Here is a 24,767-nt window from a genome sequence, read left to right on the forward strand (position 1 = left end):
CCCATGAGCGAGGTCCGCGAAGAGCCGATCGAACGCGATACCCGGGGCGACCACGGCTTTCTCGGGCAGCCGAGACCGCTTGTGCACATCTTCGGTGTCGAGATGTGGGAGCGGTTCAGCTTCTACGGCATGCAGGGGATCCTGCTGCTGTACCTGTACTACTCGGTCGCCGAGGGCGGCCTCGGCATGGACCAGACCTCGGCCGCCGGCATCGTGGGCGCCTACGGCGGGGCGGTGTACCTCTCGACGATCCTCGGCGCATGGATGGCCGACCGGCTGCTCGGCTCCGAGCGGGTGCTCTTCTTCAGCGCCATCGTCATCATGGCCGGACACATCGCGCTCGCCGTTCTCCCGGGATTCGTCGGCGTCGGCGTCGGCCTCGTGCTCGTCGCGATCGGCTCGGGCGGGCTGAAGGCCAACGCCACGAGCGTCGTCGGCACGCTCTACTCCGAGCATGATCCCAGGCGCGACGCCGGGTTCTCGATCTTCTACCTCGGTATCAACCTCGGGGCCTTCTTCGGCCCGATCCTCACCGGCATCGTGCAGCAGCAATGGGGGTTCCACTGGGGCTTCGCGCTCGCCGCGGTCGGCATGGCATTCGGGTTGATCCAGTACTCGTTCGGTCGAAAGAGCCTTCCGCCCGAGGCATCCGTCGTGCCCAACCCGTTGCCGTCGTCGCGACGCGCGCTCGTGATCGGCATCGCGGTCGCCTTCGTGCTGCTCATCGCGGTGCTGCTGCTCACGGGTGTCATGAACGCGACGAACCTCGTGACGTGGGTGATCGGCGGCACCGTGATCGCCGCGGTCGCGTACTTCGTGGTGATCCTCTCGAGCCACCGCATCACGCCGACCGAGCGCAGCCGGGTCTACGGGTTCATCCCGCTGTTCATCGCGAGCGTCGCGTTCTGGTCGCTGTACCAGCAGCAGTTCACCGTGCTCACGATCTACTCCGACGAGCAGCTGAACCGCGACCTGTTCGGCTGGGAGATGCCGGTGCCGTGGGTGCAGTCGATCAACCCGATCTTCATCATCATCCTGTCGGGCGTGTTCGCCGCGCTCTGGACGAAGCTCGGCGACCGCCAGCCGCCGACGCCCGTCAAGTTCGCGCTCGGTACGGCGGTCATGGGTGTCGCGTTCCTGCTGTTCCTGCCGTTCGCGGGCGGCGGCGCCAACTCGACGCCGCTGCTGTGGATGGTGCTCATCCTCTTCGTGTTCACGGTCGCCGAACTGCTGCTCTCGCCTGTGGGGCTCTCGGTCGCGACGAAGCTCGCGCCGGGCGCGTTCCACACCCAGATGGTGGCGCTGTTCTTCCTCTCGGTCGCACTCGGCACGTCGATCGCCGGACAGCTCGCGGAGTTCTACACCGTCGTCAACGAAGCGACGTACTTCGGGGTGCTCGGTGCGATCGCGATCGTGCTCGGTGCCGCGCTGTGGCTCGCGCGCAAGCCGGTGCTGCGGCTCATGGCGGGGGTGCGCTGACCGGCCGGATGCGCCGGCGCCGCGCCGGCGCCGCGCCGCCGGTCGTCAGTTCGGCTCGACGGTGATCGACCCGTTCGACGTCGACAGGTCGAGCGTGAACTCGCCCGACGGGTCGGTCGGGATCGCGATATCGATGCGACCGTTCGAGGTCTCGTGGTTCACCCGGTAGCTGCCGTCGGGCACGGCCACGTCGATCGAGCCGTTCGAGGTGCGTGCCTCGACCTCCTGCGCGACCTCGAGCCGGAGGTCGATCGCGCCGTTCGACGTCGATACGTCGATGCCGCCGCCCTCGAGCCCCGAGCCTTCGATTCGCCCATTCGAGGTCGCCGCCCGGATCGTTCCGGTGACGCCGTCGAGCGCGATGCGGCCGTTGCTCGTCTCGACGTCGACGTCGTGCACGAGCGTGAGATCGACCTCGCCGTTCTCGGTGCGCCCGCCGACGTCGAGCCCGGCCGGCCCCTCGAGCGTGTATTCGACCGAGCAGTTGCGGCCGCAGCCGCCGAGGACGAGCGTGTCGCCTTCGACGGAGTGCGTGTCTTCGAACGTGCGCTCGCCGCGATACCGGATGGTGCGTTCGAGCGAGATTCCAGTCGCCCCTTCGACGCCGCGAACCGTGACCCCGCCGTCGGTGTCGTCGATCTCGATCGCGGTGACCACCTCGTCGATGGTCGCGTCGTCGCTCAAGGTCTTCGGTGGTTGGAGCAGTGCGCATCCGCTGAGCAGCAGAGCAGAGATGCCGACGCCGGCGGCGACGGCGAGCCGTGTGTTTCGCCTGGTCGAGTTCATGCCTTCGACGGTACCCCCGCATGGACGCGCACGCTCGGGGGATGGCCCCCCGACCGCTCACGGACATCCCCCGCAGCGGGCGGCTACGATTGCGTGGTCACCAGATGAGAAGGAGCTCGATGCGGCGACCCCTTGTGGTGATCCCCACCTACAACGAACGCGAGAATCTCGCGTCGATCGTGGGTCGGGTGCGTGTCGCCGTTCAGGATGCCTCGGTGCTCGTGGTCGACGACAGCTCGCCCGACGGCACCGGCGAACTCGCCGACGAGCTCGCCGCCGCCGACGCCGCGGTGCATGTGCTGCACCGCGCGGGCAAGCAGGGACTCGGCGCCGCCTACCTCGCGGCGTTCGACTGGGCGCTCGAGCAGGGCTTCGATCCGATCGTGCAGCTCGACGCCGACGGGTCGCACCTGCCCGAGCAGATGCCGTCGCTGCTCGCCGCGCTCGAGGGCACCGGTCCGGCCGGCGAACCAGTCGACCTCGTCATCGGGTCGCGCTGGATTCCCGGCGGCTCGATCGAGAACTGGCCGCGCCGCCGCGAGCTGCTCTCGCGCGCGGGCAGCGCCTACGCCCGGTGGGTGCTGCAGTTGCCCACGCGCGATGCGACCGCGGGCTACCGTGCCATCCGCGCCGACGCGCTGGCGCGCATCCACCTCGACGAGGTGCACACCCGGGGCTACGGGTTCCAGGTCGACATGCTCTGGCACGCCAGAGAGGCGGGGCTCACCGTCGTCGAAGTGCCCGTGACCTTCGTCGAGCGGCTGCAGGGGCAGTCCAAGATGAGTCTCGGCATCGTCGTCGAGGCGATGTTGAAGGTCACCGGCTGGGGCATCAGCAGTCGATTGCGGCGCCGGGGTCGGTCGACGAGCAGCAGCGGGTCGGCGACGAGGCGTTCGCGCGCCTGACGCCGGAGGAATGGTCGCATCGCAGCGACGATCGGTCGGGTGCGCAGCTTCCGTCGAGGCGAGGCTGGAAGCCGACCGAAGGAGCATCCATGTCGACTCGCACGCCCACCGCTGCGGTACCCGCCGTGCCGGCCGCCCACGCACCCAGCACCGCGGCCACCGTGCGCCGTGCCTCATGGCCGGCCGTGGTCGCGCTCGGGCTCGGGATCTTCACCCTCGTCACCAGCGAGTTCCTCCCCGCGAGCCTGCTCTCGCCGATCGCTGCGGAGCTCGCGATCACCGAGGGCACGGCAGGGCAGCTCGTGACGGCGACGAGCCTCATCGGCATCGTCGCGGGCCCGCTCGTCGTCTCATCACTGCCACGGCTCGACCGTCGGTGGGTGATGGCCGGGCTCACGTCGCTCGCGATCATCTCGAACGTGCTCGTCGCGGTGGCGCCGACCTTCGGGCTGATGCTGGCCTCCCGGCTGCTGCTCGGGCTCGCGCTGTCGGGATTCTGGGCCATGTCGCTCGCCGTCACCGCGCAGCTCGTGCCGGCCGACCGCCTCGGCCGGGCGATGACGATCGTGAACGGCGGCGTGTCGCTCGCCACGATCGCGGCAGTACCCGCGGGCGCATGGTTCGGCGAGCAGTTCGGCTGGCGAGCCGTGTTCCTCGGTGCAGCCGCCGCGGGTGTCGTGACGCTCGCGGCGCAGCTCGCCACCCTGCCGTCCGTTCCGCCGAGCGGTGCGCCCGGGTTCCGCGCGCTCGTGCAGACCGCGAGAACGCCGGTCGTCGCGCTCGGCATCCTCGCGATCGTGCTGATCGCGGGCGGTCATTTCATGGGCTTCACCTACCTCCGACCCGCGTTCGAGTCGATCGACGGCCTCAACCCGTCGCTGCTCGCACTGCTCCTGCTCGTCTTCGGCGTCGCGAGCTTCGTGGGCAACGTCGTCGCCGGCCCGCTGGCCGACCGCCGACTCCAGGTGCTCGTGATCGCCGCTCCCGTGGCCATCGGCGCGGCGACCGTCGTGTTCGCACTCGGCGGCGCACACCTCGGCGTGGCGATCGTCACCGTCTTCGTGTGGGGTTCGGGATTCGGCGCCGTACCCACGATGGTGCAGACCTGGATGGCGAAGGTCGCACCCGACCGGCTCGAGAGCGCGGGCGGACTCGTCGTCTCGGCGTTCCAGATCGCGATCACGATCGGCGCGGCGGTCGGCGGATTGCTCGTCGACTCGGTGGGCGTGCAGGCGGCGTTCATCGGCGGCGGCATCGCCGCTGTGCTGGGGGCGTGCGTGCTGTCATCCGCGCGGCGGCGCTGACGCGGGACCCGACCCGGCGGGCCCGAGGGGCCACCGGGTGCGCCGCTCAGGCGATGCGCTGGGGAAGGGCTCGGCGCCAACGGCTCGGGGCGGCACCCGAGTGCCGGCGGAAGGCGCGACTGAACCCCGCCTCGCTCTCGTAGCCGAGTCGATAGGCGATGTCACCCACGGGAATGCCGGCTCGAAGCATCCGCTCTGCATGTTCCATCCGGACCCGCATCAGATAGCGCGCCGGGCTGTCGCCCACCGTCAGGCGGAACTGCTCGGCGAACTGCGACCGCGATGACCGCGCCACGCGTGCGAGCGACTCGACGGTCCAGGGTGAACCCGGGTCGTCGTGGATCGCCTCGACTGCGCGCCTCAGGTTCGGATCGCGGGCGGACGCGAGCCAGTCGAGGGCGCTCCCGCAGCCGCGTTCGAGCCAGAATCGCACGGCCGCCGACGCGACGACATCGGCCAGCCTGCGGATCACGGAGTCGCTGCCCGCCCGGGCGCTCGACATCTCGCGGTACATCGTGTCGAGGAGCGAGGCGAACACCGGCTCCTCGACACGGAATCCGCAGGTGAACAACACCGGCGGCATCGCACGAGTGAGCTCGCTGCCGTCGCCGTCGGTCGCGAGCGACCCGCTCAGCATCACCGAGTCGGCTCGGGCTCGGACGTCGGCGCCCCCGCCGCTCGGAAGCAGCACGAAGTCGCCGGACTGCATGGTGAGCGGTTCGGCGCGCGCACCGATGGTGCCGACCGCGTGTTCGCCGAGGAGGGCGCGCACTTCGATGCCGCCGCTGACGACGAAGAGGAATCGGACGCCGGGGCCGTCATCGCGTCGTGCCGTGCCCTCGGGGAGGTCCCAGTGGGTGAACTCGAGCACGCTCCAGTGCAGCCGCGCGAGCACGTCGTCGATCGCGCGCGCCTCGAGATCGACCTCTGGCGCCGCTCCTGCAGGGAGCTCGATCGTACTCATGAGAGGTGCAAGCGCGACGCCGGCCCGGGCATTCCCCGGAATCACGGAGCCGGACTGCGGCGTCGTCAGCCGACGAGCAGCAGGGGGTCGGCGACGAGACGTTCGCGCGCCTGACGTCGGGCGCCGACGAGCGCGGCGTCGGGACCCAGCCGCGCCGGCGCGATGGTCGGGATCGCCCGCAGCGCACCTCCGCCGATGGTCGGCCGGTTCGCCCGGAACGATGCCTCGATGTCGCCGAGAAGCGGTGCCCAGTAGCCGCCGATGATCACCGCGGCGGGGTCGACCGTGGGCACGACGACCTGCAGCGTGCGCCCGATCCACAGTGCGGCGTCGAGCCACGACCAGCGTGCCCGGTCTTCGCCGTCGGCGACCCGTGCGACCAGCTCTTCGAGGGCGGCGGCGCGTCCATTGGCGGCGGCGAACTCCGCGAGACCCGCACGCTCGAGCACGACCTCGGGCGCGGCGACCGTGGCGAGGCATCCGCTCTGTCCGCAGTCGCACCGCACGCCGCCCTGCACGACCGGCAGGTGGGCGAATGTCGCGGCGAGCCCGTGCGCACCGACGAGCGGCCGCCCGCCGGAGATCACGGCCGCCGTGATCGCACCGTCTCCCGACAGGTAGAGCACATCGTCGATGCCGGGCAGCTCGGCGCGCTCGGCGTCGGCCGCGGCGCTTGCCGTCGACTGCAGGGTGACCGGCAGCGGCAGCGCGGCCTCGGCGTCGTCGAGTTCCGGCGTGGCGTCGCGCAAGACGTTGATCAGGTCGACCGGTTCGGCGCCCAGGCGCGCATCGGTGATGACGACGGCCGGTTGGCCGACGACGGCGCCGTCGACGAGCACGGTGACGTCGGCGATCGGATGTCCCGCCCGGTCGGCCCGCGCGAGGGCGCGGCCGAGCGCGGCCGCGAGGAGCTCGGCGGGCGACGGCGCCTCATCGGTCGCGTCATCGGGCTCGCCCTGATCCAGCGCCGGAGCGGCCGGCACGACGAGAGGGGCGACGAACCGTGCGATCTCATCGCCTCCGAGCGTCGCGACCGTGGCGATCGCCTCGTCGCGTGCGAGCATCGCCGTGACGAGCACGTGATCGGCCGCGGTGAGCGCGAGCGGTGCGGTGCGGCCGTCGGCCGGGGCATCGGCAGGATTCACCCGGATCACACCGGCCTCGAGCAGGCGCGCTGTCAGGCCGGCGATCGCGCCCCGGCCCAGTCCGGTCGCCGACGAGAGCTCGCTTCGCGTCGCCGGGCCGTGCACGATGAGGTGCTCGAGCAGGCGCGCAGCCTGCGCGCGGTGCGCGTCGTCGATGGGGCCGGTGGTCGTAGGGGCGGATGTCTCGCCGACCTCAGTCATGGTGAAAGCATGGTGGTCGGAGGGTGCCGCGGTCACGTACCCCATTCGGGGGACACAGGCAGAATGACCCGCGACATCCCCCACCGAACTCGAGCTCGATGCCGGAATGCGCGACCTTCGCGCAACGAGGGGTTCAGGTGCAGCGACAGGCCGGGCGCGAGGTCTCGAATGTCAGGGGCGGTAGTGATCGCGCATGGCCGGGTAGTAGTCATCGAAGTTGATCGCGGCCGCGTCTTGGCCGGCCTCGGCCGCGACCAGTCGGTCGAGGTAGTACTCCCAACCGGGGCCGGCGGTGTCGAGGTCGTGCGGGCCCGGCTGGGCGAAGGTGAGGGTGGTGGTCCCATCGGACTCGGTCAGGTGGACCTCGTACGTCCAGCCCGGCGAGGTCTCGGATGCGGGAGTGGCCGCGGTGAGCCGGTGGGGCGGCGCGCATTCGAGGATGTTCAGTGGCTCGGGCCGTGCATCGTCTTCGGCGGTCATGGTGAGCATCACGGTTCCCGTGGCGGGGTCGCCGGTGTAGGTCCCGATCCATCGGGACAAGCGGGCCGGCTCGGTGATGGCGGCCCAGACGTCTTCGACCGGGGCTGTGAACGTGCGTGTCAGGATCAGTGCCGGAGTCCCGTTCCGGTCCTCGACTCGGCCCGTGGGGGTGGGGTTCATGCTGTCTCCTCTCGATCGGCTTCTCGTGACAACGGGGATCTGCGTCGCTCTCGGCTGGTGCGGCGCACCTCGGTGGCCAAGGCGTTATTGGTAACCGATGAGTTACGTATCTGTCAAGGTCGGTTCGTTGCTCGGCTGGTTCCGCCCGCTCGGCCTTCGACGGCCGTCACCACCTGCGATCTGGCGGTCCGGTGGGACACTGGACATGAAACCTGATTGGAGGGTGTCATGGCGAGGACGCCGGATGCGCGACACGATGAGCAGCGCGAGGCCCGAAAGGCGGTCGCCGAGGCCAAGCACGCGAACACGGAGGCGAGGAAGCTTGCGAAGACGCTGTCGCGCGACGCCCGGATGAACCTCGAGGTGCTCATCGCCACCGCCCGCGCCGACGTCCGCACGGCGCGCAAGGAGCTCCACGACAATCCGAGACGCGCGCGGCGTACCGCGAAGCGGGCGGCGGCGCGGCTGGAGTCGGCATCGCTTCAGGTGACCGCCTCGGGCGACGCCCGGCGCAAGGCGCTCGCCGATTCCGATGCCAAGAACCGGGCCAAGACGATCAAGCGGCGCCGCGTGCAGGCGGAACGGGCTCGCAAGATGGCCAGGACCGCCGCGTTCCGCACGATCGTGTCGTCCATTGCCATCCCGACCGATCGCGACCAGGCCGAGTCCGACCTGTCGTACTTCCAGCACCTCGAGGATCGCGTCGCCAAGCGCGCGCGCCACTGATCAGCGCGGGTGCGGCGCGGCGGCGACCGCCCACGCCTCCGAGCACGCCCTGATGCCGCTCAGGGACGGTGTGCGCCGGATGGACGAGCGTGGCGCTCCACGAGGCATCCGCTCAATGGGTGTTTCTCCCGATGCGGTCGCACCCGGCGTTTCGTACCTTCGGTGCCATGGATGTCGCCGTGCTCGCCGGCGTCGTATCGACCGGCCTCTTCGCCATGAGCTATATGCCCATGCTGCTGAAAGCGGCGCGCACCAAGGATCTCTCGTCGTACAGCTTCGGCAACCTCGCGATCACCAACCTCGGCAATGTCGTGTACTCGCTCTACGTGTTCAGCCTGCCGTTCGGGCCGATCTGGTTCCTGCACTCGTTCTACCTCGTCGCGTGCGGGCTCATGCTCGTCTGGTTCCTGCACTATGGGGGAGCGTGGCGTCGGTTCCTCGCCAGGCGGCGCGACGCCTGGCGGGAGCGGGCAGCGGCGAACGACCGGTCGAGCCAGTCGCCGGTGCGCTCGGCCGCGTAGCACCGGCGGATGTCGCGTGCGCGGATTCGGATGTCGCGTGCGCGGCGTTTCGGGACGGTGACCCGCTTGCCGCCTCTGACCGCCAGGGGTAGTTTGACCGTATCCGACGGGTGCGCGGCGAGCTGCCGAGCCCCGAGTGCGCCCGCCACGGAAGTCGTCATGACGTCAGTTGACGTGCTCGAACGCGGACTCGAGGCCTTCGCCCGACAGCGATGGCGCGAGGCGTTCGACGCGCTGACCGAAGCCGACGCCGAGACCGAACTCGGCGCCGACCAGCTCGCCCGGCTCGCGACCGCGGCGATCCTCCTCGGGGACTCGTCGGGCATCGACACGGCGACGCGGGCGCATGAGGCCTTCCTCAGAGCGGGCGACGACGCGGAAGCTGCGCGAGCCGCCGTATGGATCGGCATGCACCTCTTGGATGAGCAGGAGATGGCGCGGGCCGGCGGCTGGATCGCGCGGGCACAGCGCATCGTCGGGTCGGGCGGCGCAGCCGAATCGGTCGGTGGGCTGCTGCGGATACCGCAGGCGCTCGGTGCACTGTACGGGGGAGACCCGACGAGCGCGCTCGAGATGTTCTCGCAGGCGCTCACGCTCGCCGAACGCTTCGGCGACCATGATGCGATCGCGCTGGCGCGAATGGGGATCGGCCAGGTCGAGATCGCGATGGGTGACTCGGATGCGGGGTTCAGGCTCTTCGACGAGGTGATGGTGGCGGTCACGGCCGGTGAGCTCTCGCCCGTGCCATCGGGAATCGCCTACTGCGAGGTGATCGGGATGTGTCAGATCGCATTCGACGTCGCGCGGGCACGGGAATGGACCGTCGCATTCGATCGCTGGTGCAGCGCCCAACCCGACATGGTCGCGTTCAGCGGACAATGCCAGGCGCAACGCGCGGCACTGTTTCGCCTGCACGGTGCGTGGCAGGAGGCGTTCACGGCAGCGTCCGCGGCGTTGGCGCGTCTGCGTCGAGGCGACCGCGACGCGTCGTATGGAGCCTGGTACGAGCAGGGCGAGATCCAGCGCCTGCGCGGTGAGACCGACGCGGCCGAGGAGTCGTACCGCCATGCGAGCGAGACGGGATACCCGCCGGAGCCGGGACTCGCACTGCTTCGGCTGGCGCAGGGCCGGGCGAGGTCTGCGCAGTCGCTGCTCCATGAGGCGATGGCGAGCGCTGACGTGGTCAATCGTCGGCGGCTCCTGCCTGCGTTGATCGAGACCGAACTCGCCATGCATGACACCGCTGCGGCCCGCCAGGCCGTCGACGAACTGATCGCGATGACCCCGAGCGCACCGAAGCCGATGCTGCAGGCGGTCGTCGACGCCGCCGAAGGGGCCGTGCTCCTCGAGGAGGGCGCACCGCGCGAGGCGCTCGAGCACCTCCGCCGTGCGTGGGCGACCTGGCACGAACTCGACATCCCCTACGAGGCGGCGCGGTGCCGGCTGCTTGCGGCCCTCGCGTCCCGAGCAGTCGGTGACGAGGCATCCGCTTCGATGGAGTTGGATGCCGCGCGCACCGCGTTCTCGGAACTCGGCGCAGCGGCGGATCTCACCCGGCTCGACGCGCTCGCGCGCTCGATCTCGAACGCCGCATTCGGTCCGCTGACCGCGCGCGAGGTCGAGGTGGTGCGCCTCGTCGCCGCCGGCAAGACGAATCGCGCCATCGCGAACGAGCTCTACCTCAGCGAGAAGACCGTGGCGCACCACCTCAGCAACGTGTTCGTGAAGCTCGGGCTCACGTCACGTGCGGCGTTGACGGCATACGCGTACGAACACGCGCTCGTGTAGGTCGTCCGGCCACTTCGCGCTCGTTCTGCACCCGGCCCCCGGGTCTGGCCGTGCGCTCGCGTCATGATGGGGATTTCTTCCGATGCGGGCGCCGATCGCGCCGCCTACCGTCATGCGCATCACCCACACCATCGCGTGACGGAGGCCCTGAAATGCTTACCTACAACACCGACCGTACCGACAACACCGACCGCACCGAGTTCGTCGACACCGTCGTCATCGGCGGCGGACAGGCAGGGCTCGCCATCGGCACCGAACTGGCGCGCCAGGGGCGCGACTTCGTCATCCTCGACGCGGCGCAACGAGTGGGCGACGCCTGGCGGCAGCGTTGGGACTCGTTGCTGGCGAATACTCCCGCTCGTTACGACGGGCTGCCGGGTGCGCCCTTCCCCGGCGACCCGCTCGCCTTCCCCGCCAAAGACGAGATCGCCGCGTACCTCGAGGACTACGCCGCCGCGCAGGGGCTCCCGGTCCGCAGCCGGGTGCGCGTCGACGGTGTGCGGCGCGAGGAAGACCACTTCGTGACTTCGGCCGGCAGCCGCAGTTGGGCATCGCACAACGTCGTCGTCGCCGCGGGCGGGTGCCAGGCGCCCAAGGTGCCCGACATCGCCGATCAACTCGGCGACGACATCCTCCAACTGCACTCGAGCGAGTACCGCGATCCGGCGCAGCTGCCCGCCGGCCTGGTGCTCGTCGTCGGCGTGGGCAATTCCGGCGCGGAGATCGCCCGGGAGGTCGCCTCGTCGCACGAGACCCTGATCGCGGGGAGGCCGAGCGCGCAGCCCCCGGTGCGCCCGAGCCGCGCGAATGCACGGTTCGTCTACCCGGTGATCCGTTTCGTGGGGCTTCATGTGCTGACGATGGCGAATCCGATCGGTCGCAGGTCGGCCGCAAAGCTCACTGCCGCGCCGCTCATCCGCACCAAGGTCGCGGACCTCGTCGCCACGGGCGTTCGAGTCGTTCCGAGGGTCACCGACGTGCACGACGGCCGCCCGGTCTTCGCCGATGGCACGACCTGCGAGGTGTCGAGCGTGATCTGGTGCACGGGGTATCGGAACGACTTCGGATGGATCGACCTGCCGGCGTTCGGCGACGACGGCGCGCCGCTGCATCACCGCGGAGTGGTGGAGGCCGTGCCGGGCCTGTTCTTCATCGGCCTCGAATTCCTCTACGCCCTCTTCTCGGCGACGCTCCCGGGCGTCGGGCGCGACGCCCGCTACCTCGCGAAGCGGATGCCCCCGCCTGCACGCATCCAGGCCGGTGGGAACCAACGTCCGGATCACGTGAGGACGACCGTCGGGAGCGAGTCATGACCGGGTCCATCGGCCTGCACCGCAGACTGGTCGGTTGGTACGAGAATCTGCCCCTGCCTGCGGGGCAGATCCTGGGGATGGCGACGGCCGTTGCGGTCGGTCGTGTTCGCCCCGCACCGATCCCTGGCCCACGGGTCATCCACCGGGCAGTCGGTGTCGCCGCGCTCGCCGCAGGGGCCGCGCTCAACGCGTGGGCGCTTGCCGAGCGGCGACGCCGCACCTCGGGCCGGTTCGAACTCGAGCAGCCGGAATCGCTCGTGACGACGGGGCCGTACGCGCTGAGTCGGCACCCGATGTACGTCGGATGGTGGTTCATCCACCTCGGCGCCGGCCTGCTGTTCGGTTCTGCCTGGGTTGCCGCGACGATACCGGCGGCGACGTTCGTCGAGCACCGATTCGGCGTGCTCGTCGAGGAGTGGATGCTCGAACGGGAGTTCGGCGACGAGTTCGCACGATACCGCGAACGCGTGCCCCGCTACCTGACGCCGTGGCGATCGCGACCGGCGGTACGACCTCCTTCGTGACCAGCGAATTCGCCGCCCGCCCTTCCCTCACGGCGGCGACGAGCGCAGAGTGGGATGAGCGAGGGAGGCTCCCATGCGCAACGCAATGGTTCACCCGGATGTCATGCCGATTCTGTCTCCAGGCCGGCATCGCTCGCCTCGGCGCGGGGCGTGCTTCATGGAGTTCGCGTCGTACCTCGCGGGCGAGCGCTGGAGCGACCACCCCGCATGCACGCAGGGAACTCTCGCACTGCTCGCGCGGCTGGTGAACGATCGCACCACCGATTCCGGCCGCGCCCGGCTCACACCGCTCATCCCGTCGGTCATCGGCTTGAAGAGCGACGACCCGCTGCTCGACGTGCTGCTCGCTGTGCGGGCCGCCCACGACGCATTGCCCGTCGCCGCCGAGGAGCGCCAGCGCTCGCAGGCCGTCGCCCTGCTTGTCGCGGTCGACGTCCTCGAAGAACACGGTGGCGTGCTCGCCGCCGAGGCGCTCGAGTCGGCCCGGACCGCCCTCCGAACCGTCCCCGCCGCCGATGCCTGGGCCACCGGATTCATCACGCAGATGGGCCCGGCGCGGCGCGCCGGAATGAGCGTGCGGCAATGCCGGGATGTCGTGATCGGCGCGGTCCACGGGATCTCGCAGGCGTGCGTCGGCGATGCCGACGATCGACTCGGCGCCCTGCTCACGGCGGCCGTGTCGATCACGGAACGCTTCGTGCGCGCCGAGCAGGCCCCAGCGGATGTCCCAGCCCGCGCCGACGCGCATCTCGAGACCGACGCGCACCTCGCGAGCTGAGGGGCACGCCTGCCGCTGACGCCGAGGTTCGCCCTACTTCGTGACCGAGTTGCGTGCCGTCGGCTTCGACACGGCCGGCTTCGTCGCAGCTGCACGCGGGTTGCGCACCGTGCGCGGTTTCGACGAGGTCGCCTGCTCCGCGGCATCCGCCACCGTGCGCGCGATCGGCTGCAGCCTCGCCAACTGGGTGACGTGCTGCGGGCCGAGCTCGTCGAGCGTCGCCACCTCGAGCAGCTTCATGGTGCGCTCGATCTCGGTGCGCAGGATCGAGATCGTCGTGTCGACCCCGCGGCGCCCGCCGGCCATGAGGCCGTAGAGGTAGGCGCGGCCGATGAGCGTGAACCGGGCGCCGAGCGCGACCGAAGCGACGATGTCGGCGCCGTTCATGATGCCGGTGTCGAGGTGCACCTCGAGGTCTGCACCGACCTCGCGCACGACGCTCGGCAGCAGGTGGAACGGGATCGGCGCGCGGTCGAGCTGGCGACCGCCGTGGTTCGACAGCACGATGCCGTCGACGCCGCGGTCGGCGAGCAGCTTGGCGTCGGCGACCGTCTGCACGCCCTTGACCACGATCTTGCCCGGCCACATCTCGCGGATGACGTCGAGGTCGTCGAACGAGATCGTGGGGTCCATGGCGGCGTCGATCAGCTCGCCGACCGTACCACCGGTCGACGAGAGCGAGGCGAACTCGAGCGCGGGGGTCGTCAGGAAGTTGATCCACCATGCCGGACGGGGGATCGCGTTGATGATCGTGCCCGCCGTGAGCTGGGGCGGGATCGAGAAGCCGTTGCGCTTGTCGCGCAGCCGGGCACCGGCGACGGGCGTGTCGACCGTGAAGAAGAGGGTGTCGAAGCCCGTCGCGGCCGCGCGCCGCACGAGCTCGTACGAGATCTCGCGGTCGCGCATCACGTAGAGCTGGAACCAGTTGCGCCCGGCGGGGTTCGCGGCCTTCACCTCTTCGATCGAGGTCGTGCCGAGGGTCGACAGGGTGAACGGGATTCCGGCTGCTCCCGCGGCACTCGCGCCGGCGATCTCGCCCTCGGTCTGCATCAGGCGAGTGAAGCCCGTCGGTGCGATGCCGAACGGCAGGGCGCTCGTGCCGCCGAGCACCTCGCGCGAGGTGTCGACGACGGGCACGTTGCGCAGGATCGACGGGTGGAACTCCACGTCCTGGAACGCCTGACGCGCCCGCGCGAGCGACAGTTCGCCCTCGGCCGCGCCCTCGGTGTAGTCGAACGGCGCCTTCGGCGTGCGACGCTTCGCGATCGCGCGGAGGTCGGCGATCGTGAGGGCCTTCTCGAGCCGCCGGTCGGTCGCGTTGAGGGTCGGCTTCTTGAACGTCATGAGCTCCGCGAGGTCGCGGGCGTTCGGGAACTGGCGCTTCACCATCGTGCTTCTTGCTCTCTCTGTCGTCATCTCGAGGCGGGGTTCGGGGCGGGGTCGATGAACGTCTCGGCGTAGTACCCCGAGATGTGGTCGTGGATGCGGGTGCGGGCGGTGGCGGCATCCGCTGCTCGAATCGCGTCGACGATGCCGCGATGCTCGCGACGCAGCCGATCGGATGTCGCATGCCAGTCGTCGAGGCGATCGAGGCCGGCGCGTGCATAGCCCTCGATGCCGCTGCGCAGGCCGGCCATGGTCGCCGCGATGACCTGGTTTCGGGATGCCTCGGCGAGGGCCAGGTGGAAGGCGGCGTCGAGTGCGAGGAACTCGGCGGGGTCGAGGTCGGGGGAGTCCATCGCGTCGAGCAGGGCGATCGCCTCGGTGAGGTCGGGCTGCGGTGAAGCGTCGGCGAGGTCGGCGGCCACCGCGGTCTCGAGGATGAGGCGGGTGCGCACGATGTCGGCGACGGGGAAGCCGCTCGCCGCGACCTGCAGCCGCATCAGGGCACTCATCCCTCCGCTCGGGGTGGCGATGATGATCGCGCCGGCGTTCGGGCCCGACCCGGCCTGCGTGCGGATGAGCCCGAGTACCTCGAGCACGCGCAGCGCTTCGCGCACGCTCGAGCGGCCCACCCCGAGCTCGGATGACAGCGCGCGCTCGCCGGGCAGACGCTCGCCGGGGTGCAGCGCGCCGGACAGGAGTTGCGACTCGACGTGATCGAGCACGGTGCGCCAGGCGCGCGGGGCTTCGGATGTCGCGACGAAGGCAACCGGGGATGCCGTCACGTCGCCCGCCATGTCGTGTGCTCCCGTCGCCCCATCGTGTGGTCTGACCACAGTAGCAGATGTGGTCAGACCACACGAGTCCGCACGGCACTTCGTGGGTTCGTGCGCCGCCTACGGCACGACGACAGCGCGTCCTCGCAGCGTGCCGTCGTGCAGCCGTCGATACGCCTCGGGAGCCTCGTCGAGCGAGAACACCTCGGTCTCCACATGAACGAGACCGGCCCGCGCCAGCTCGTAGACCTCGAACAGCTCCGATCGCGACCCCCAGTAGGGTGCCCGCACCGTCGAGTCGAACGGTCCGGCGAGCACGCCGCTCGGCAGGGTGCCGGCACCGACCCCGACGAGTACCTGGTCGCCCTCGACCGAGATCATCGCGTGTCCGGCGTCGAGCGTCGGCTGGTTGGCGACGAAGTCGAAGACGGCGGTCGCGCCTTTGCCGCCGGTGAGCTCCTTCACCCGCTCGGCGGATTCGGCGTCGGACGGGAACACGTGGTGCGCGCCGACCTCGGTCGCGAGCTTCAACTTGTCGACGCTGACGTCGAGCGCGACGACCATCGCGGGGGTGAGCGCCCGCAGGAGCTGGATGGCGACATGCCCGAGTCCGCCCGCGCCGATGACCACGGCGGTCGAGCCGGGCACGAGCTTCGGGAGCGACTGCTTGATCGCGTGGTACGGCGTGAGCCCCGCATCGGTCAGCGCGACGTTGGCGACGGGGTCGAGATCGCCGATGGGCAGGAGATGACGCGCGTCGGGGACGAGCATGAACTCGGCCATCGAACCGGGGGCACCGAGTCCGGGCGGGGCGATGCCGAGCTCCGCGGCCCGCTCGCAGTAGTTCTCCTCACCCTGCGCGCAGTGGTAGCAGCGCCCGCACCCCTGCGGCCCGTACACGGCGACCGACTCGCCGAGCTCGAGGCCCGTCACCCCGGCGCCGAGCTTGTCGACGACGCCGACTCCCTCGTGCCCGAGGGTGAGCGGGAGGCCGTAGATGTACTGCTCCTCGGTGAGGCCCATGATGAAGCTGTCGGAATGGCAGGCGCCCGCCGCGGTGACCCTGATGCGTACTTGACCCGGGCCGGGCTCGGGCGTCTCGATCTCGACGACCTCAGGCTCGACGCCGATCTGCCGGTACTGCAGTGCCTTCATGTTCCGTCCTCCGTTCATCGGCCGGAGTCCGGCTCCGGTGGCTCCACTCTTCACGGTTCGAGCCACGGATGTCGCGACGAAAGTCCTTCGCCTGCTGCTCAGCCCTTGCTCGGGCGGATGCGAATGCGGTTCCTGCCCGACTCGTCGAGCTCGACGACGCCGCCACGCGACTTCACGAACTCCGTGAACGACCCGAACCCGAGCCGGCGCTCCTGGAATGACGGGTCCATGCGCTGCATCTGGTTCTTCACGGCGCCGCTGGGCTGCCACTCGTCGTCGTTCTTCGCGCGCAGCAGTTCGAGGGCCTTGAGCAGCAGGCGGCTCGGGTTTCGGGTGCCCCCGGCGGGCGCGACATCCGTTCCGTCGGAGAAGGCCACGACCGGCGACGGGCGACTCGACGACCTGGCGGGCACAGCGTCTGTCTCGGTCGACGCGGCGGTGTCGTCGGCCGCTGCGTCGACCGCGGCGTCGGTGGCCTTCGCCTTGCCGCCGCCGCGGGTCGCACGACGGCTCTTCGGCGCCTCGGGTGTGGACGCCTCGACCGGTTCGCTCGCGGATGCCTCGTCGGCCTCCACCGCGGCGTCGGTCGACAGCAGGGCGTCGTAGTCGGCGTACTCGTCGCAGGCCGCGGTGAGCGCTCGGCTCGTTCCGCCGGCCACGCCGATGCCGACGACGTAGCGGCCGAGGCGCCGGGCCTTCTGCGCGAGCGCGACGTAGTCGGAGTCGCCGGCCACGATCACGATGTGCGAGAGGTCGTCGATGCGGAACATGTCTTCGACCGCGTCGACGGAGAGGCGGATGTCGGCGCCGTTCTTGGTCGCAGAGAGCGGGAAGAGCTGCACGAGGTCGACGGCGCGGTCGATGAGCTGGCCGCGGTAGCTGGCGTTCACCGGCGTCGACCAGTCGGCGTAGGCACGCGAGATCGCGATGGTGCCGAACGTCGCGGCGAAGTCGAGCACCGCGTCGATGTCGACCGTTGCCTCCGCGAGCCGCTCGGCGGTCTTCGTGCCGGCGGTGGGCGCCTTGGTGCGCGATGTGTCCTTGCGGTACGAGCTGTCGCCGTGCAACTGGTCGTAGCGCGAGATGACGATGTTGTCGAAGTCGAAGTAGAGGGCAACGCGAGGTTCTGCCGATGTGGCCATGTCGACCTTCCGTCGAGGGTGCGTTCGTCCCGATGCTATTGGGTTTCGGCCGGAGCCCAGATCTTCACGGACAACTCGCCGCTGTTGTCGCTCAGGTTGCTGTCGTTGATGCCGAGCACCAGGGTTCCGGCGTTCAGGCAACGATACGTCGTCGCCTCGCCCGGAGTGACGGCACTGAAGAACTCGGGGTTCACGGTCGTCAGCCCGACGATCAACGCTCCGTGCGAGTGTTGCCCGTAGCCGGAACGGGCCTGGCCGTCGGCGACGACTGGCATGTCGCCGGTCGCCAGAATCGTGAACGCCTCGTCCTGCTCGCAGCCGAGGCCCGTGGTGAACCAATCGTCGGTCGCGAGCACGACATGTTCGAGATCCGCATCGGTGATCGGCTCGGGCACGACTTCATTCGCGTCCGTACCTCCGTTCTGGTTGGTCGCGGCGGAATCGACCCAGGGTTGGGTCGCGAGGAGTGTCGCGACGCCACCGCCGATGACCACGGCGATGAGCCCTACCACGAGCCAGGGCACCCATCGCGGGGTCGTACCGCGGGATCCGCGGCGACCCGGCGGCGGCGCGCTCGGCGTCGGTCGGGTCGGCGGGTCCGACCGCGGTGGCGCGGGTGTCTGGGTCGTGGTGGGCCGGGTCGTCCACCATGGCGGATCGGACCCCGAGATGGATGTCGGTCGCCGAGGCGATTCGGAGGGCGGGGTCGATCGGGCCGTGGCCGAGGTGACCGCCTTCGGCGGCTCGGCGGCGGGCGGAATGGTCGGTGCCGTCGCCGGTAGGGCGTCGCTCGGCGGGACGGGGCCGGTCGGGACATCCGCCACTGGTCCCGTGTGGACGATCGGAATCAGGCCCGCCGTCGGCACCGGGCCGTGGTCTGGGCGTGTTCTCAGCGGGGCCACGTCGAAGAGCTTCGTGTCCTCGCCGCGCAGGTACAGCACCGGCGTCACCCATTCGAGCGTGCCGCGTCCCATGCCGAGGATGCCGATCCGGCCGCTGCGCACCGCGTCGTCGATGCCGCGCCCATGGGCGAGGGCGGTGTAGAAGCCGCGCGCGAACTCGATGGCGGCGTTGTCGCTGATCGAGAACTGCATGGCGGCGACCGCCCGGATGCCGCTGTGGGCGAGCGCTGCGGCGGTGCCCGAGAACAGGTCCGTCGTCCCACCGGCGCCCGACTGGCACGAGTTCAGCACGACGAGCCTCGGCGTCGGCTCGGCCTCGTGCAGCAGGTCCGCGAGACTCGATGCGGTGACGTAGTCGGCACGGCCGTCGCGGCCGACGAAGGCGAGCACGCCCTCGTCGGTGTCGACGTCGTAGGTGCCGTGTCCGACGAAATGCAGCACGTGCCACTCGCCTTCGAGCAGCCTGCCGTGCACGCCGTTCCAGGTCACCTCTTCGAGCCACTCCAGCTCGACGCGCCCCGAGTCGAGGTGCGGGCGAAGCGCCTCCTCGAGCCGTTCGCGCTCGCCGACGACGTCGAGCGTCGGGAGGCCGCGAGGCGACGAGATCATGCCGAGCACGCGCATGGGCGGCTCGATCGCGAGCGCGGCCGGCGAGTGCGGGGCGGGGACGTGACGCACGAGCGGTTCCTTGCGGCACAGGTACACTCCGGTCTCGGCGTCGAAGAGTGTCTCCCAGGGGAGTGCCGCAAGGCCGGGCGCCGTGAGGCGAAGGGAGATCTGCACGCCACGGCCGCGCTCCGAGGCGACCGCCGTGCTCGTCCGGTAGGCGGTGCGGATCGCGCCGCTGAACGTGGACTCGAAGAGTCGCCGGCCGACGTCCTGCACCGCGGCCTCGGTGTCGGACATGACCCGTCGCGCCGAGACCGACGATGAGAGCACGGTCGCCTCGAGCAGGGGACGTCGCCCGATGAGCTCGTCGAGGTCGAGCGTGATCGTCTGCGTCGGTTCGCCGCCGCCGACCGACCGCAAGACGTGCACCACATAGGAGCCGGATTCGGGGCCGGGCCCGATCTCCAACTCCAGTACCGTGTTCATGCGCGCATCCTCGCCCCGCCCCGTCGTCATTGCAACGGTGGTCGCACCGGATTCCGGCTCAGGGAGCGCCACCGCATCACCACTCGAAAGTTCGCGCCCGAGCTGGCTTTGGCGATATAGGCGCCGACATCGAGGCTGAGCTGCAGACCGAACTCCACCTCGATCTCGTCGGGGGCGTCTTCCTGCGCCTTCACCTGGCGCAGGAGCGCCGTCACCGCGGGCCGCGCGTGCTCGATCGCGTCGTCGAAGCTCTGTTGCGTGCGTTCGACGACCCGGCCGTTCGGGATTCCCCGGGTTGTCAGCGCGCTGTCGGGAATGCCCCGCACGGTCAGTCCGGGCGGAGCGCCCGTCGCCTCTGCGGTGACGCCGGAGGCGCCTGATTGGGCGTCGTCGGCGACCTCGATGGCGACTTCTCCGCCATCCTCCGTCGTGAAGACCGCGATCCGCTGCATGACGCCCCCCGCCGTCGAATCCGCTGTGCGGTGACGTTCGGTCAGTTCACAGGGTACTCCCGAGACGGTTCTCTGGGGTATCCCCTCATCGTCGACCGGCTGGGGGGCGCCGATCAGCGCTCCTGATCGAGACCACCTCCCCGAAGTCGGGATGGCCGCCCACGACGGTCGCGGCTAGGCTCGCGACATCCGCTCAGGAGGATCGGGATGGCGCTCGCACGGCTCGCACCGCTGGTGGTCATCTCTGCGTTCGCAGCGTTGCTGGTCGGCTGCACCTCGGCGCCACCGTATTCGCCGCGCGTCGAGTCCGCGCCGGCACCGCCGGCCGACGCGGTCGAGTTGCCCGAGGGCAGCGTCGAGGCCGCCCTCGAGGCACTGCCCGACACGGTGGCGCGCATCCTCGACGAGTCGGGCGTGCCCGGCGCCGCCGTCGCCGTCGTGAGCGACGAAGAGTTGCTCTTCGCCCAGGGATTCGGGGTGCGCCGCGTCGGTGACGACGCCGCGGTCGACGACGACACGGTGTTCCAGGTCGCCTCGATGTCGAAGCCCATCGGGGCGACCGTCGTCGCGACCCAGGTCTCCGACGGCGTCGTCGGCTGGGATTCCCCGGTGGCGCCCCTGCTGCCGGGTGTCGTGCTCGCCGACGCCTGGGTCACCGAGCGGCTCACCGTCGGCGATCTCTACGCGCATCGGTCGGGGCTGCCGATGGCGGCCGGCGATGACCTCGAAGACATCGGCTACGGGCGCGACTACATCCTCGAGCACCTGCGGCTCGAGCCGCTGTCGCCGTTCCGCAGCACCTACCACTACGCGAACTTCGGCATGACGATGGGCGCGCAGGCCGTCGCGAACGCCGCGGGTGCCGAATGGGAAGACCTCTCCGATCAGGCCCTCTACGAGCCGCTGGGCATGGACTCGACGAGCTCTCGGTATGACGACTTCGTCGCGCATGACAATCGCGCCGCCCTGCACGCGAAGATCGACGGCGCCTTCGAGCCCCGCTACGAGCGCGTGCCCGATGCCCAATCGCCGGCAGGCGGGGTGAGTTCGAACGTCGTCGACCTCGCGAGGTGGATGTCCCTCGTCATCGGAGAGGGCACCTTCGCGGGCGACGAGCTCATCGCACCCGCCGACCTGTTGGCGGCGACCTCGCCGCACATCGTGGCGGCCCCGCCGGGCGCGCCGACGATGCGGGCCGGGTCGTACGGATTCGGCTTCAACGTCGGGTCGCAGCCGAGCGGTCGCACGACCCTCGGGCACTCGGGTGCCTTCACGCTCGGCGCAGGCACGAACTTCACGATCGTTCCCGCACTCGGCCTCGGAGTCGTCGCGCTGACGAACGGCGGGCCGGTCGGGGCGGCCGAGGCGATCGTCACCGAGTTCCTCGACCGCGTGCAGTTCGGCGAGCCGACCCGCGACTGGCTCGAAGCCTACGGCGGCGCTCTCGCGCACTACTACGCGCCCGCCGGCGACCTCGCCGATGCCGGCGCCCCCGCCTCGCCGGCGCCGTCGCCGGCGCTCGAGAACCTCGCCGGTACCTGGTCGAACGACTACTTCGGCCCGGCCGAGGTCGAAGTCGCGGGCGGCGTCGCCACGGTGCGCCTCGGCCCAGATGGCGGCTACTCGTTCGAACTCGAACCGTGGGACGGCGACGTCTTCGCATTCGTCCCGACGGGTGAGAACGCCCCGGACGGGTCCCTCTCGTCGGCGACCTTCACGTTCGGCGACGGGGCCGCCGGCGGCGACCGGATGACCCTGCAGTTCTTCGACGCGAACCGCCTCGGCACCTGGACGCGGGGCTGAGGGCCGAGCGTCCCTGCAGCCGCGCAGGCGTCAACTCGGCTGGGTTGGTGGCGACTCGGGCGTGTGGGGCGACCACTCGGGCTCTTCCACGGGGACGTCCTCGGCGGCGGGCGGTTCAGGTGCGGCCTGGGGGAGTCCGCCGAGTCGGTCGACCTGTTCGGTGAGCGCTTCGAGAACCGATCGCAGCTGGATCTGTGCCACTTGGGCGTAGGTGCGCACGTACTCGATCTCGGGGACGGGCGGCCCTTGGCCCGCGGCGACCGTTGCCGACGCCTGATTGGCGCTGGTCTCGGCGCGCTGCAGGATCTCGCGGTACTGGTTGCGGGCGGTCAACACGAGATCCCGGGCGTACTGCTCGGCGTCGGCGACCGCCTTGTCGGCGATCAGCTGAGCCTGAGACAGCAGCCCGACGGCCCCGGAGGTGATCTCGTCCTCATCGACGGGTGTGCGACCGTTGGCATTCTCGGCGCGCAGAGCAGCGAGCTCCTGTTGCGCGCTGGTCATGGCTTCGCGGGCCTCGGCGAGGGCCTCGGACAGCTGCCCCATGAAGGTGTCGACTTCGAGTCGGTCGTATGCGCCGCCCCTGATCTTCATCGTGAAGTTCACATCGTCGGTGTTCGGCAGGTGGCTGACAGCCGCAGCCAGGGCATTCTCTGGCGTTGTGCCTGAGTCGTCGGCGGGACTCTCAGGCTCGGTTCCGTTCTGTGTCATGCGCGGTCCCCCGATTCGGTGTGCGGCGGCTGAGTTGACTGCGGGTCCTGGCTGTGGTGATGCAGGGCATGACTGTCTTCGTCGAGCGTAGCGAATTGCTCGAAGCGGATGTCGGCCCAGGCGATCCCGGCGCTGCGAAGCCGCGCAGCCGTGTGCCGCACCATCTCGGGTGATCCGCATACCAGTGCGAGGCGCCCGGAGTGGCCGCGGTCGTCGGCGGCGGCGTCCCCGACCCAGCCCTTGCGACCGGGGTAGGTGGCGTCGTCGGAAACCACGGGCGTGTACGTGAACCAGGGACGGCCGTTGAGGTTCTGCAGCAGCCGGTGCTCGTAGAGGTTCGCCGGCACCCGCACCCCGTGGAACAGATGCACGTGTGGAGCCTGACCGGTCGTTTTCCAGTCGTGGTCGATCTGCTCGAGATGCGCTCGCAGGGGCGCGAGGCCGGTGCCGCCGGCGACCATGACGAGGTCGCGCCGGCGCTCGTCGGCCGTCAGCGTCAACTCCTGACCGACCGGGGCGCCGAGGCGGACGGTCTCGCCGACCCCGAGGGAGCGGACGATGGTGCTGCTCACCTGACCGCCCGGGACCATCTGGACATGGAACTCGATCGTGCCGTCGGAACGGGGCGCATTCGCCGGGCTGAGATAGCGCCACAGCCGTGGCCGAGCGGGTACCTCGACGGCCACCGACTGGCCGGGCGCGAAGGGCAGGTCGGGTTCGGGGCGGACCTGGATGACCGCGATGTCGAGGCCGCGGTGCTCCACCGCGGTCACACGACCCGACCACGAGGCCGGGCTGGTCGCTTCGGACTCATCGGCGGCCGCGATCATGACTGACGCGATCAGGCCATAGGCCGCGGCCCAGTCGGCCGCGAGCTCCTCGGTCCACAGGTCGCCCAAGAAATGCTCGAGGGTGGCGAGCAGGGATCCGCCGACCGCGTCGTAGTTCTCGGCGATGACCTCGAAGCGCCGATGGTCGCGGCCCAGCTGCTGAATGAACCCGGTCACCTCGTCGAGCTCGTCGACACCCGACACGATCCGACCGAGCGCGCCGACGAGCCGATCACGCTGATTGGCCATCGAGACCGGGAACATGCCCCGCAGCTCGGGGTGGGACAGGAACAGGTGCGAGTAGAAGTACAGGGGGACCTCGTCGCCAAGGCTCTGGGCGAGTGCCCACGTCTTCTTCAGCGCCGCGGTGTCCACCTGCCCTTCATAGCAGAGTCGACCCTGACGTCCAAGGATGAACGGCAGTTGCCTCAGGTGCGCAGCACGACGTTGCGGGGTTCGTCGCCACGCGACATCCGCTCGATCTGATCGCGCAGGAGGCGCGCCATCCGCGGCATCATCGCCGTCGACGCGCCGCCGACGTGCGGTGAGATCAGCACGTTCGGCAGGTCGAAGAGCGGATGCCCCGTGGGCAGCGGTTCGGGGTCGGTGACGTCGGTCGCGAACCGGAGCCGGCCGCGCGTCGCGTGCTCGAGCACCGCCACCGTGTCGGCCACCCTGCCGCGCGCGATGTTCACGACGAGCGCGCCGTCGGGCAGGGCGGAGAGGAATCGGTCGTCGACGAGGCCCGTCGTCTCAGGGATGAGCGGCACGGCGACGATGACGATCTCAGCCGTGGGAAGCAGGTCGTCGAGTTCGTCGATGCCGTGGATGCGCCCGGTGTCGTCGTCGCGGGCACGGGTCGCGACGCGCACGAGCTCGACCTCGAACGGTGCGAGGCGCGCCTCGATCGCGCGGCCGACGCCGCCGTAGCCGAGCAGCAGCACGCGCCGGTCGGCGAGGCTCGCGTGGCGCGCCGGCGCCCAGCGTCCCTCGCCCGCGGCACGGACGAAGTCGGGGATGCCGCGCTGCGCCGCGAGCACGAGCGCGAGGGCGAGTTCGGCCGTCGAGGTCTCCTGCACGCTCGCGGCGTTCGCGAACACGTGCCCGGCCGGCAGTGTGGCCGCGACGTCGTCGTAGCCGATCGACTGCGACTGCACGAGCCGCACCGGCACGCCGGCGAGCGCGCCGAGACGCTCGGACGCGCCCATGTACGGCGGCACGACGATGTCGATGCGCTGACCGGGCGCAGTCGGCGGCGGGCCGTCGAGCTTCCACTCGATGAGGTCGACGTTCTCGGGCAGCGGCTCGGTCGCGAGCAGCGCATCGCGAAGGGCTGCGCCGGGCAGGGACACGAGGAGCGGGTCGGTCATGCCTCGATCCTCGCAGAGCCGATGCCGATGCCGATGACCCGATGACTGCACGGA

Annotated in this window: 23 protein-coding genes; 10 read left to right on the top strand and 13 right to left on the bottom strand. The window is 70.3% G+C overall.

The features are described 5' to 3' along the window. Positions 1-3: 3 nt before the first annotated feature. Positions 4-1,479 (top strand): peptide MFS transporter, encoded by a 1,476-nt coding sequence (locus LSF15_RS14020; RefSeq protein ID WP_232499173.1) that lies wholly within the window; start codon positions 4-6, stop codon positions 1,477-1,479. A gap of 45 nt (positions 1,480-1,524) precedes the next feature. Here the strand turns inward: LSF15_RS14020 and LSF15_RS14025 are convergent, their stop codons facing one another. After that, a complete protein-coding gene (locus LSF15_RS14025; protein WP_232499174.1) occupies positions 1,525-2,265 on the bottom strand; it encodes a DUF4097 family beta strand repeat-containing protein in 741 nt (246 codons plus the stop codon). Between the two features lie 119 nt (positions 2,266-2,384). Between LSF15_RS14025 and LSF15_RS14030 the strand changes: the two genes are divergently transcribed. Together LSF15_RS14030 and LSF15_RS14035 are read left to right on the top strand one after the other, a co-directional pair. After that, on the top strand, positions 2,385-3,170 hold the full coding sequence (locus LSF15_RS14030; RefSeq protein WP_232499175.1) for a polyprenol monophosphomannose synthase: 786 nt from the start codon (positions 2,385-2,387) through the stop codon (positions 3,168-3,170). Positions 3,171-3,259: 89 nt separating this feature from the next. After that, complete coding sequence (locus LSF15_RS14035; protein ID WP_232499176.1) at positions 3,260-4,474, top strand: MFS transporter; 1,215 nt, start codon at positions 3,260-3,262, stop codon at positions 4,472-4,474. Positions 4,475-4,520: 46 nt separating this feature from the next. Here the strand turns inward: LSF15_RS14035 and LSF15_RS14040 are convergent, their stop codons facing one another. From LSF15_RS14040 to LSF15_RS14050, 3 genes are all read right to left on the bottom strand, one after another. After that, complete coding sequence (locus tag LSF15_RS14040) at positions 4,521-5,438, bottom strand: AraC family transcriptional regulator (protein WP_232499177.1); 918 nt, start codon at positions 5,436-5,438, stop codon at positions 4,521-4,523. A 65-nt stretch (positions 5,439-5,503) separates the two neighbouring features. Beyond that, positions 5,504-6,784, bottom strand: a complete 1,281-nt coding sequence (locus LSF15_RS14045; RefSeq protein ID WP_232499178.1) for an ROK family transcriptional regulator — start codon at positions 6,782-6,784, stop codon at positions 5,504-5,506. 171 nt (positions 6,785-6,955) lie between these two features. Next, positions 6,956-7,444 carry an SRPBCC domain-containing protein gene (locus tag LSF15_RS14050; RefSeq protein ID WP_232499179.1) on the bottom strand — a complete coding sequence of 163 codons (489 nt, stop codon included), beginning with the start codon at positions 7,442-7,444 and terminating at the stop codon, positions 6,956-6,958. Positions 7,445-7,795: 351 nt separating this feature from the next. Here LSF15_RS14050 and LSF15_RS14055 point away from each other — a divergent pair, with 351 nt between their 5' ends. From LSF15_RS14055 to LSF15_RS14080, 6 genes are all read left to right on the top strand, one after another. Further along, positions 7,796-8,170, top strand: a complete 375-nt coding sequence (locus LSF15_RS14055) for a hypothetical protein (RefSeq protein WP_232499180.1) — start codon at positions 7,796-7,798, stop codon at positions 8,168-8,170. 167 nt (positions 8,171-8,337) lie between these two features. Then, positions 8,338-8,691, top strand: coding sequence for a hypothetical protein (locus LSF15_RS14060; RefSeq protein WP_232499181.1), 354 nt, complete (start codon positions 8,338-8,340; stop codon positions 8,689-8,691). 159 nt (positions 8,692-8,850) lie between these two features. Next, a complete protein-coding gene (locus tag LSF15_RS14065) occupies positions 8,851-10,479 on the top strand; it encodes a helix-turn-helix transcriptional regulator (protein WP_232499182.1) in 1,629 nt (542 codons plus the stop codon). Positions 10,480-10,631: 152 nt separating this feature from the next. Beyond that, entirely contained in the window at positions 10,632-11,792 is a 1,161-nt protein-coding gene (locus LSF15_RS14070) for a flavin-containing monooxygenase (RefSeq protein ID WP_232499183.1), read from the top strand. Continuing rightward, the gene (locus LSF15_RS14075; protein ID WP_232499184.1) at positions 11,789-12,316 is read left to right on the top strand and encodes a methyltransferase family protein; all 528 of its coding nucleotides are present in this window, start codon (positions 11,789-11,791) and stop codon (positions 12,314-12,316) included. Before LSF15_RS14070 ends, LSF15_RS14075 begins: the two co-directional genes overlap by 4 nt. 157 nt (positions 12,317-12,473) lie before the next feature. Further along, positions 12,474-13,094: a hypothetical protein gene (locus tag LSF15_RS14080; protein WP_232499185.1), complete on the top strand. Its 621-nt coding sequence runs from the start codon at positions 12,474-12,476 to the stop codon at positions 13,092-13,094. Positions 13,095-13,127: 33 nt separating this feature from the next. Here LSF15_RS14080 and LSF15_RS14085 read toward each other — a convergent pair whose 3' ends face one another. The 6 genes from LSF15_RS14085 to LSF15_RS14110 all read right to left on the bottom strand — a co-directional run bounded on the left by LSF15_RS14085 (position 13,128) and on the right by LSF15_RS14110 (position 19,999). Beyond that, positions 13,128-14,483, bottom strand: a complete 1,356-nt coding sequence (locus LSF15_RS14085) for an alpha-hydroxy acid oxidase (RefSeq protein ID WP_232499186.1) — start codon at positions 14,481-14,483, stop codon at positions 13,128-13,130. A 23-nt stretch (positions 14,484-14,506) separates the two neighbouring features. Continuing rightward, positions 14,507-15,262, bottom strand: a complete 756-nt coding sequence (locus tag LSF15_RS14090) for a FadR/GntR family transcriptional regulator (RefSeq protein WP_232499187.1) — start codon at positions 15,260-15,262, stop codon at positions 14,507-14,509. Between the two features lie 111 nt (positions 15,263-15,373). Continuing rightward, positions 15,374-16,408, bottom strand: coding sequence for an NAD(P)-dependent alcohol dehydrogenase (locus LSF15_RS14095; protein WP_232499188.1), 1,035 nt, complete (start codon positions 16,406-16,408; stop codon positions 15,374-15,376). Between the two features lie 98 nt (positions 16,409-16,506). Continuing rightward, positions 16,507-17,550 (bottom strand): NYN domain-containing protein, encoded by a 1,044-nt coding sequence (locus LSF15_RS14100; RefSeq protein ID WP_232499189.1) that lies wholly within the window; start codon positions 17,548-17,550, stop codon positions 16,507-16,509. Positions 17,551-17,585: 35 nt separating this feature from the next. Further along, a complete protein-coding gene (locus tag LSF15_RS14105) occupies positions 17,586-19,547 on the bottom strand; it encodes a CHAT domain-containing protein (RefSeq protein WP_232499190.1) in 1,962 nt (653 codons plus the stop codon). Between the two features lie 26 nt (positions 19,548-19,573). Continuing rightward, entirely contained in the window at positions 19,574-19,999 is a 426-nt protein-coding gene (locus LSF15_RS14110; RefSeq protein ID WP_232499191.1) for a CU044_2847 family protein, read from the bottom strand. Between the two features lie 207 nt (positions 20,000-20,206). Here LSF15_RS14110 and LSF15_RS14115 point away from each other — a divergent pair, with 207 nt between their 5' ends. After that, a complete protein-coding gene (locus tag LSF15_RS14115; protein ID WP_232499192.1) occupies positions 20,207-21,802 on the top strand; it encodes a serine hydrolase domain-containing protein in 1,596 nt (531 codons plus the stop codon). A 30-nt stretch (positions 21,803-21,832) separates the two neighbouring features. Here LSF15_RS14115 and LSF15_RS14120 read toward each other — a convergent pair whose 3' ends face one another. The 3 genes from LSF15_RS14120 to LSF15_RS14130 are packed head-to-tail and all read right to left on the bottom strand — an operon-like array spanning position 21,833 to position 24,713. Continuing rightward, positions 21,833-22,513, bottom strand: coding sequence for a DivIVA domain-containing protein (locus LSF15_RS14120; protein WP_232499193.1), 681 nt, complete (start codon positions 22,511-22,513; stop codon positions 21,833-21,835). After that, positions 22,510-23,718 carry a globin domain-containing protein gene (locus LSF15_RS14125; RefSeq protein ID WP_232499194.1) on the bottom strand — a complete coding sequence of 403 codons (1,209 nt, stop codon included), beginning with the start codon at positions 23,716-23,718 and terminating at the stop codon, positions 22,510-22,512. Before LSF15_RS14125 ends, LSF15_RS14120 begins: the two co-directional genes overlap by 4 nt. A gap of 53 nt (positions 23,719-23,771) precedes the next feature. After that, positions 23,772-24,713, bottom strand: coding sequence for a 2-hydroxyacid dehydrogenase (locus LSF15_RS14130; RefSeq protein ID WP_232499195.1), 942 nt, complete (start codon positions 24,711-24,713; stop codon positions 23,772-23,774). Between the last annotated feature and the right edge of the window lie 54 nt (positions 24,714-24,767).

The organism is Agromyces humatus, assembly GCF_021228295.1.
Lineage (GTDB): Bacteria > Actinomycetota > Actinomycetes > Actinomycetales > Microbacteriaceae > Agromyces > Agromyces humatus.

Bases quoted from the DNA above. Each gene is read 5' to 3' on its own strand.
- LSF15_RS14020 (WP_232499173.1), top strand. From the start codon at position 4: ATGAGCGAGGTCCGCGAAGAGCCGATCGAACGCGATACCCGGGGCGAC.
- LSF15_RS14025 (WP_232499174.1), bottom strand. From the start codon at position 2,265: ATGAACTCGACCAGGCGAAACACACGGCTCGCCGTCGCCGCCGGCGTC.
- LSF15_RS14030 (WP_232499175.1), top strand. From the start codon at position 2,385: ATGCGGCGACCCCTTGTGGTGATCCCCACCTACAACGAACGCGAGAAT.
- LSF15_RS14035 (WP_232499176.1), top strand. From the start codon at position 3,260: ATGTCGACTCGCACGCCCACCGCTGCGGTACCCGCCGTGCCGGCCGCC.
- LSF15_RS14040 (WP_232499177.1), bottom strand. From the start codon at position 5,438: ATGAGTACGATCGAGCTCCCTGCAGGAGCGGCGCCAGAGGTCGATCTC.
- LSF15_RS14045 (WP_232499178.1), bottom strand. From the start codon at position 6,784: ATGACTGAGGTCGGCGAGACATCCGCCCCTACGACCACCGGCCCCATC.
- LSF15_RS14050 (WP_232499179.1), bottom strand. From the start codon at position 7,444: ATGAACCCCACCCCCACGGGCCGAGTCGAGGACCGGAACGGGACTCCG.
- LSF15_RS14055 (WP_232499180.1), top strand. From the start codon at position 7,796: ATGAACCTCGAGGTGCTCATCGCCACCGCCCGCGCCGACGTCCGCACG.
- LSF15_RS14060 (WP_232499181.1), top strand. From the start codon at position 8,338: ATGGATGTCGCCGTGCTCGCCGGCGTCGTATCGACCGGCCTCTTCGCC.
- LSF15_RS14065 (WP_232499182.1), top strand. From the start codon at position 8,851: ATGACGTCAGTTGACGTGCTCGAACGCGGACTCGAGGCCTTCGCCCGA.
- LSF15_RS14070 (WP_232499183.1), top strand. From the start codon at position 10,632: ATGCTTACCTACAACACCGACCGTACCGACAACACCGACCGCACCGAG.
- LSF15_RS14075 (WP_232499184.1), top strand. From the start codon at position 11,789: ATGACCGGGTCCATCGGCCTGCACCGCAGACTGGTCGGTTGGTACGAG.
- LSF15_RS14080 (WP_232499185.1), top strand. From the start codon at position 12,474: ATGGAGTTCGCGTCGTACCTCGCGGGCGAGCGCTGGAGCGACCACCCC.
- LSF15_RS14085 (WP_232499186.1), bottom strand. From the start codon at position 14,483: ATGGTGAAGCGCCAGTTCCCGAACGCCCGCGACCTCGCGGAGCTCATG.
- LSF15_RS14095 (WP_232499188.1), bottom strand. From the start codon at position 16,408: ATGAAGGCACTGCAGTACCGGCAGATCGGCGTCGAGCCTGAGGTCGTC.
- LSF15_RS14100 (WP_232499189.1), bottom strand. From the start codon at position 17,550: ATGGCCACATCGGCAGAACCTCGCGTTGCCCTCTACTTCGACTTCGAC.
- LSF15_RS14105 (WP_232499190.1), bottom strand. From the start codon at position 19,547: ATGAACACGGTACTGGAGTTGGAGATCGGGCCCGGCCCCGAATCCGGC.
- LSF15_RS14110 (WP_232499191.1), bottom strand. From the start codon at position 19,999: ATGCAGCGGATCGCGGTCTTCACGACGGAGGATGGCGGAGAAGTCGCC.
- LSF15_RS14115 (WP_232499192.1), top strand. From the start codon at position 20,207: ATGGCGCTCGCACGGCTCGCACCGCTGGTGGTCATCTCTGCGTTCGCA.
- LSF15_RS14120 (WP_232499193.1), bottom strand. From the start codon at position 22,513: ATGACACAGAACGGAACCGAGCCTGAGAGTCCCGCCGACGACTCAGGC.
- LSF15_RS14130 (WP_232499195.1), bottom strand. From the start codon at position 24,713: ATGACCGACCCGCTCCTCGTGTCCCTGCCCGGCGCAGCCCTTCGCGAT.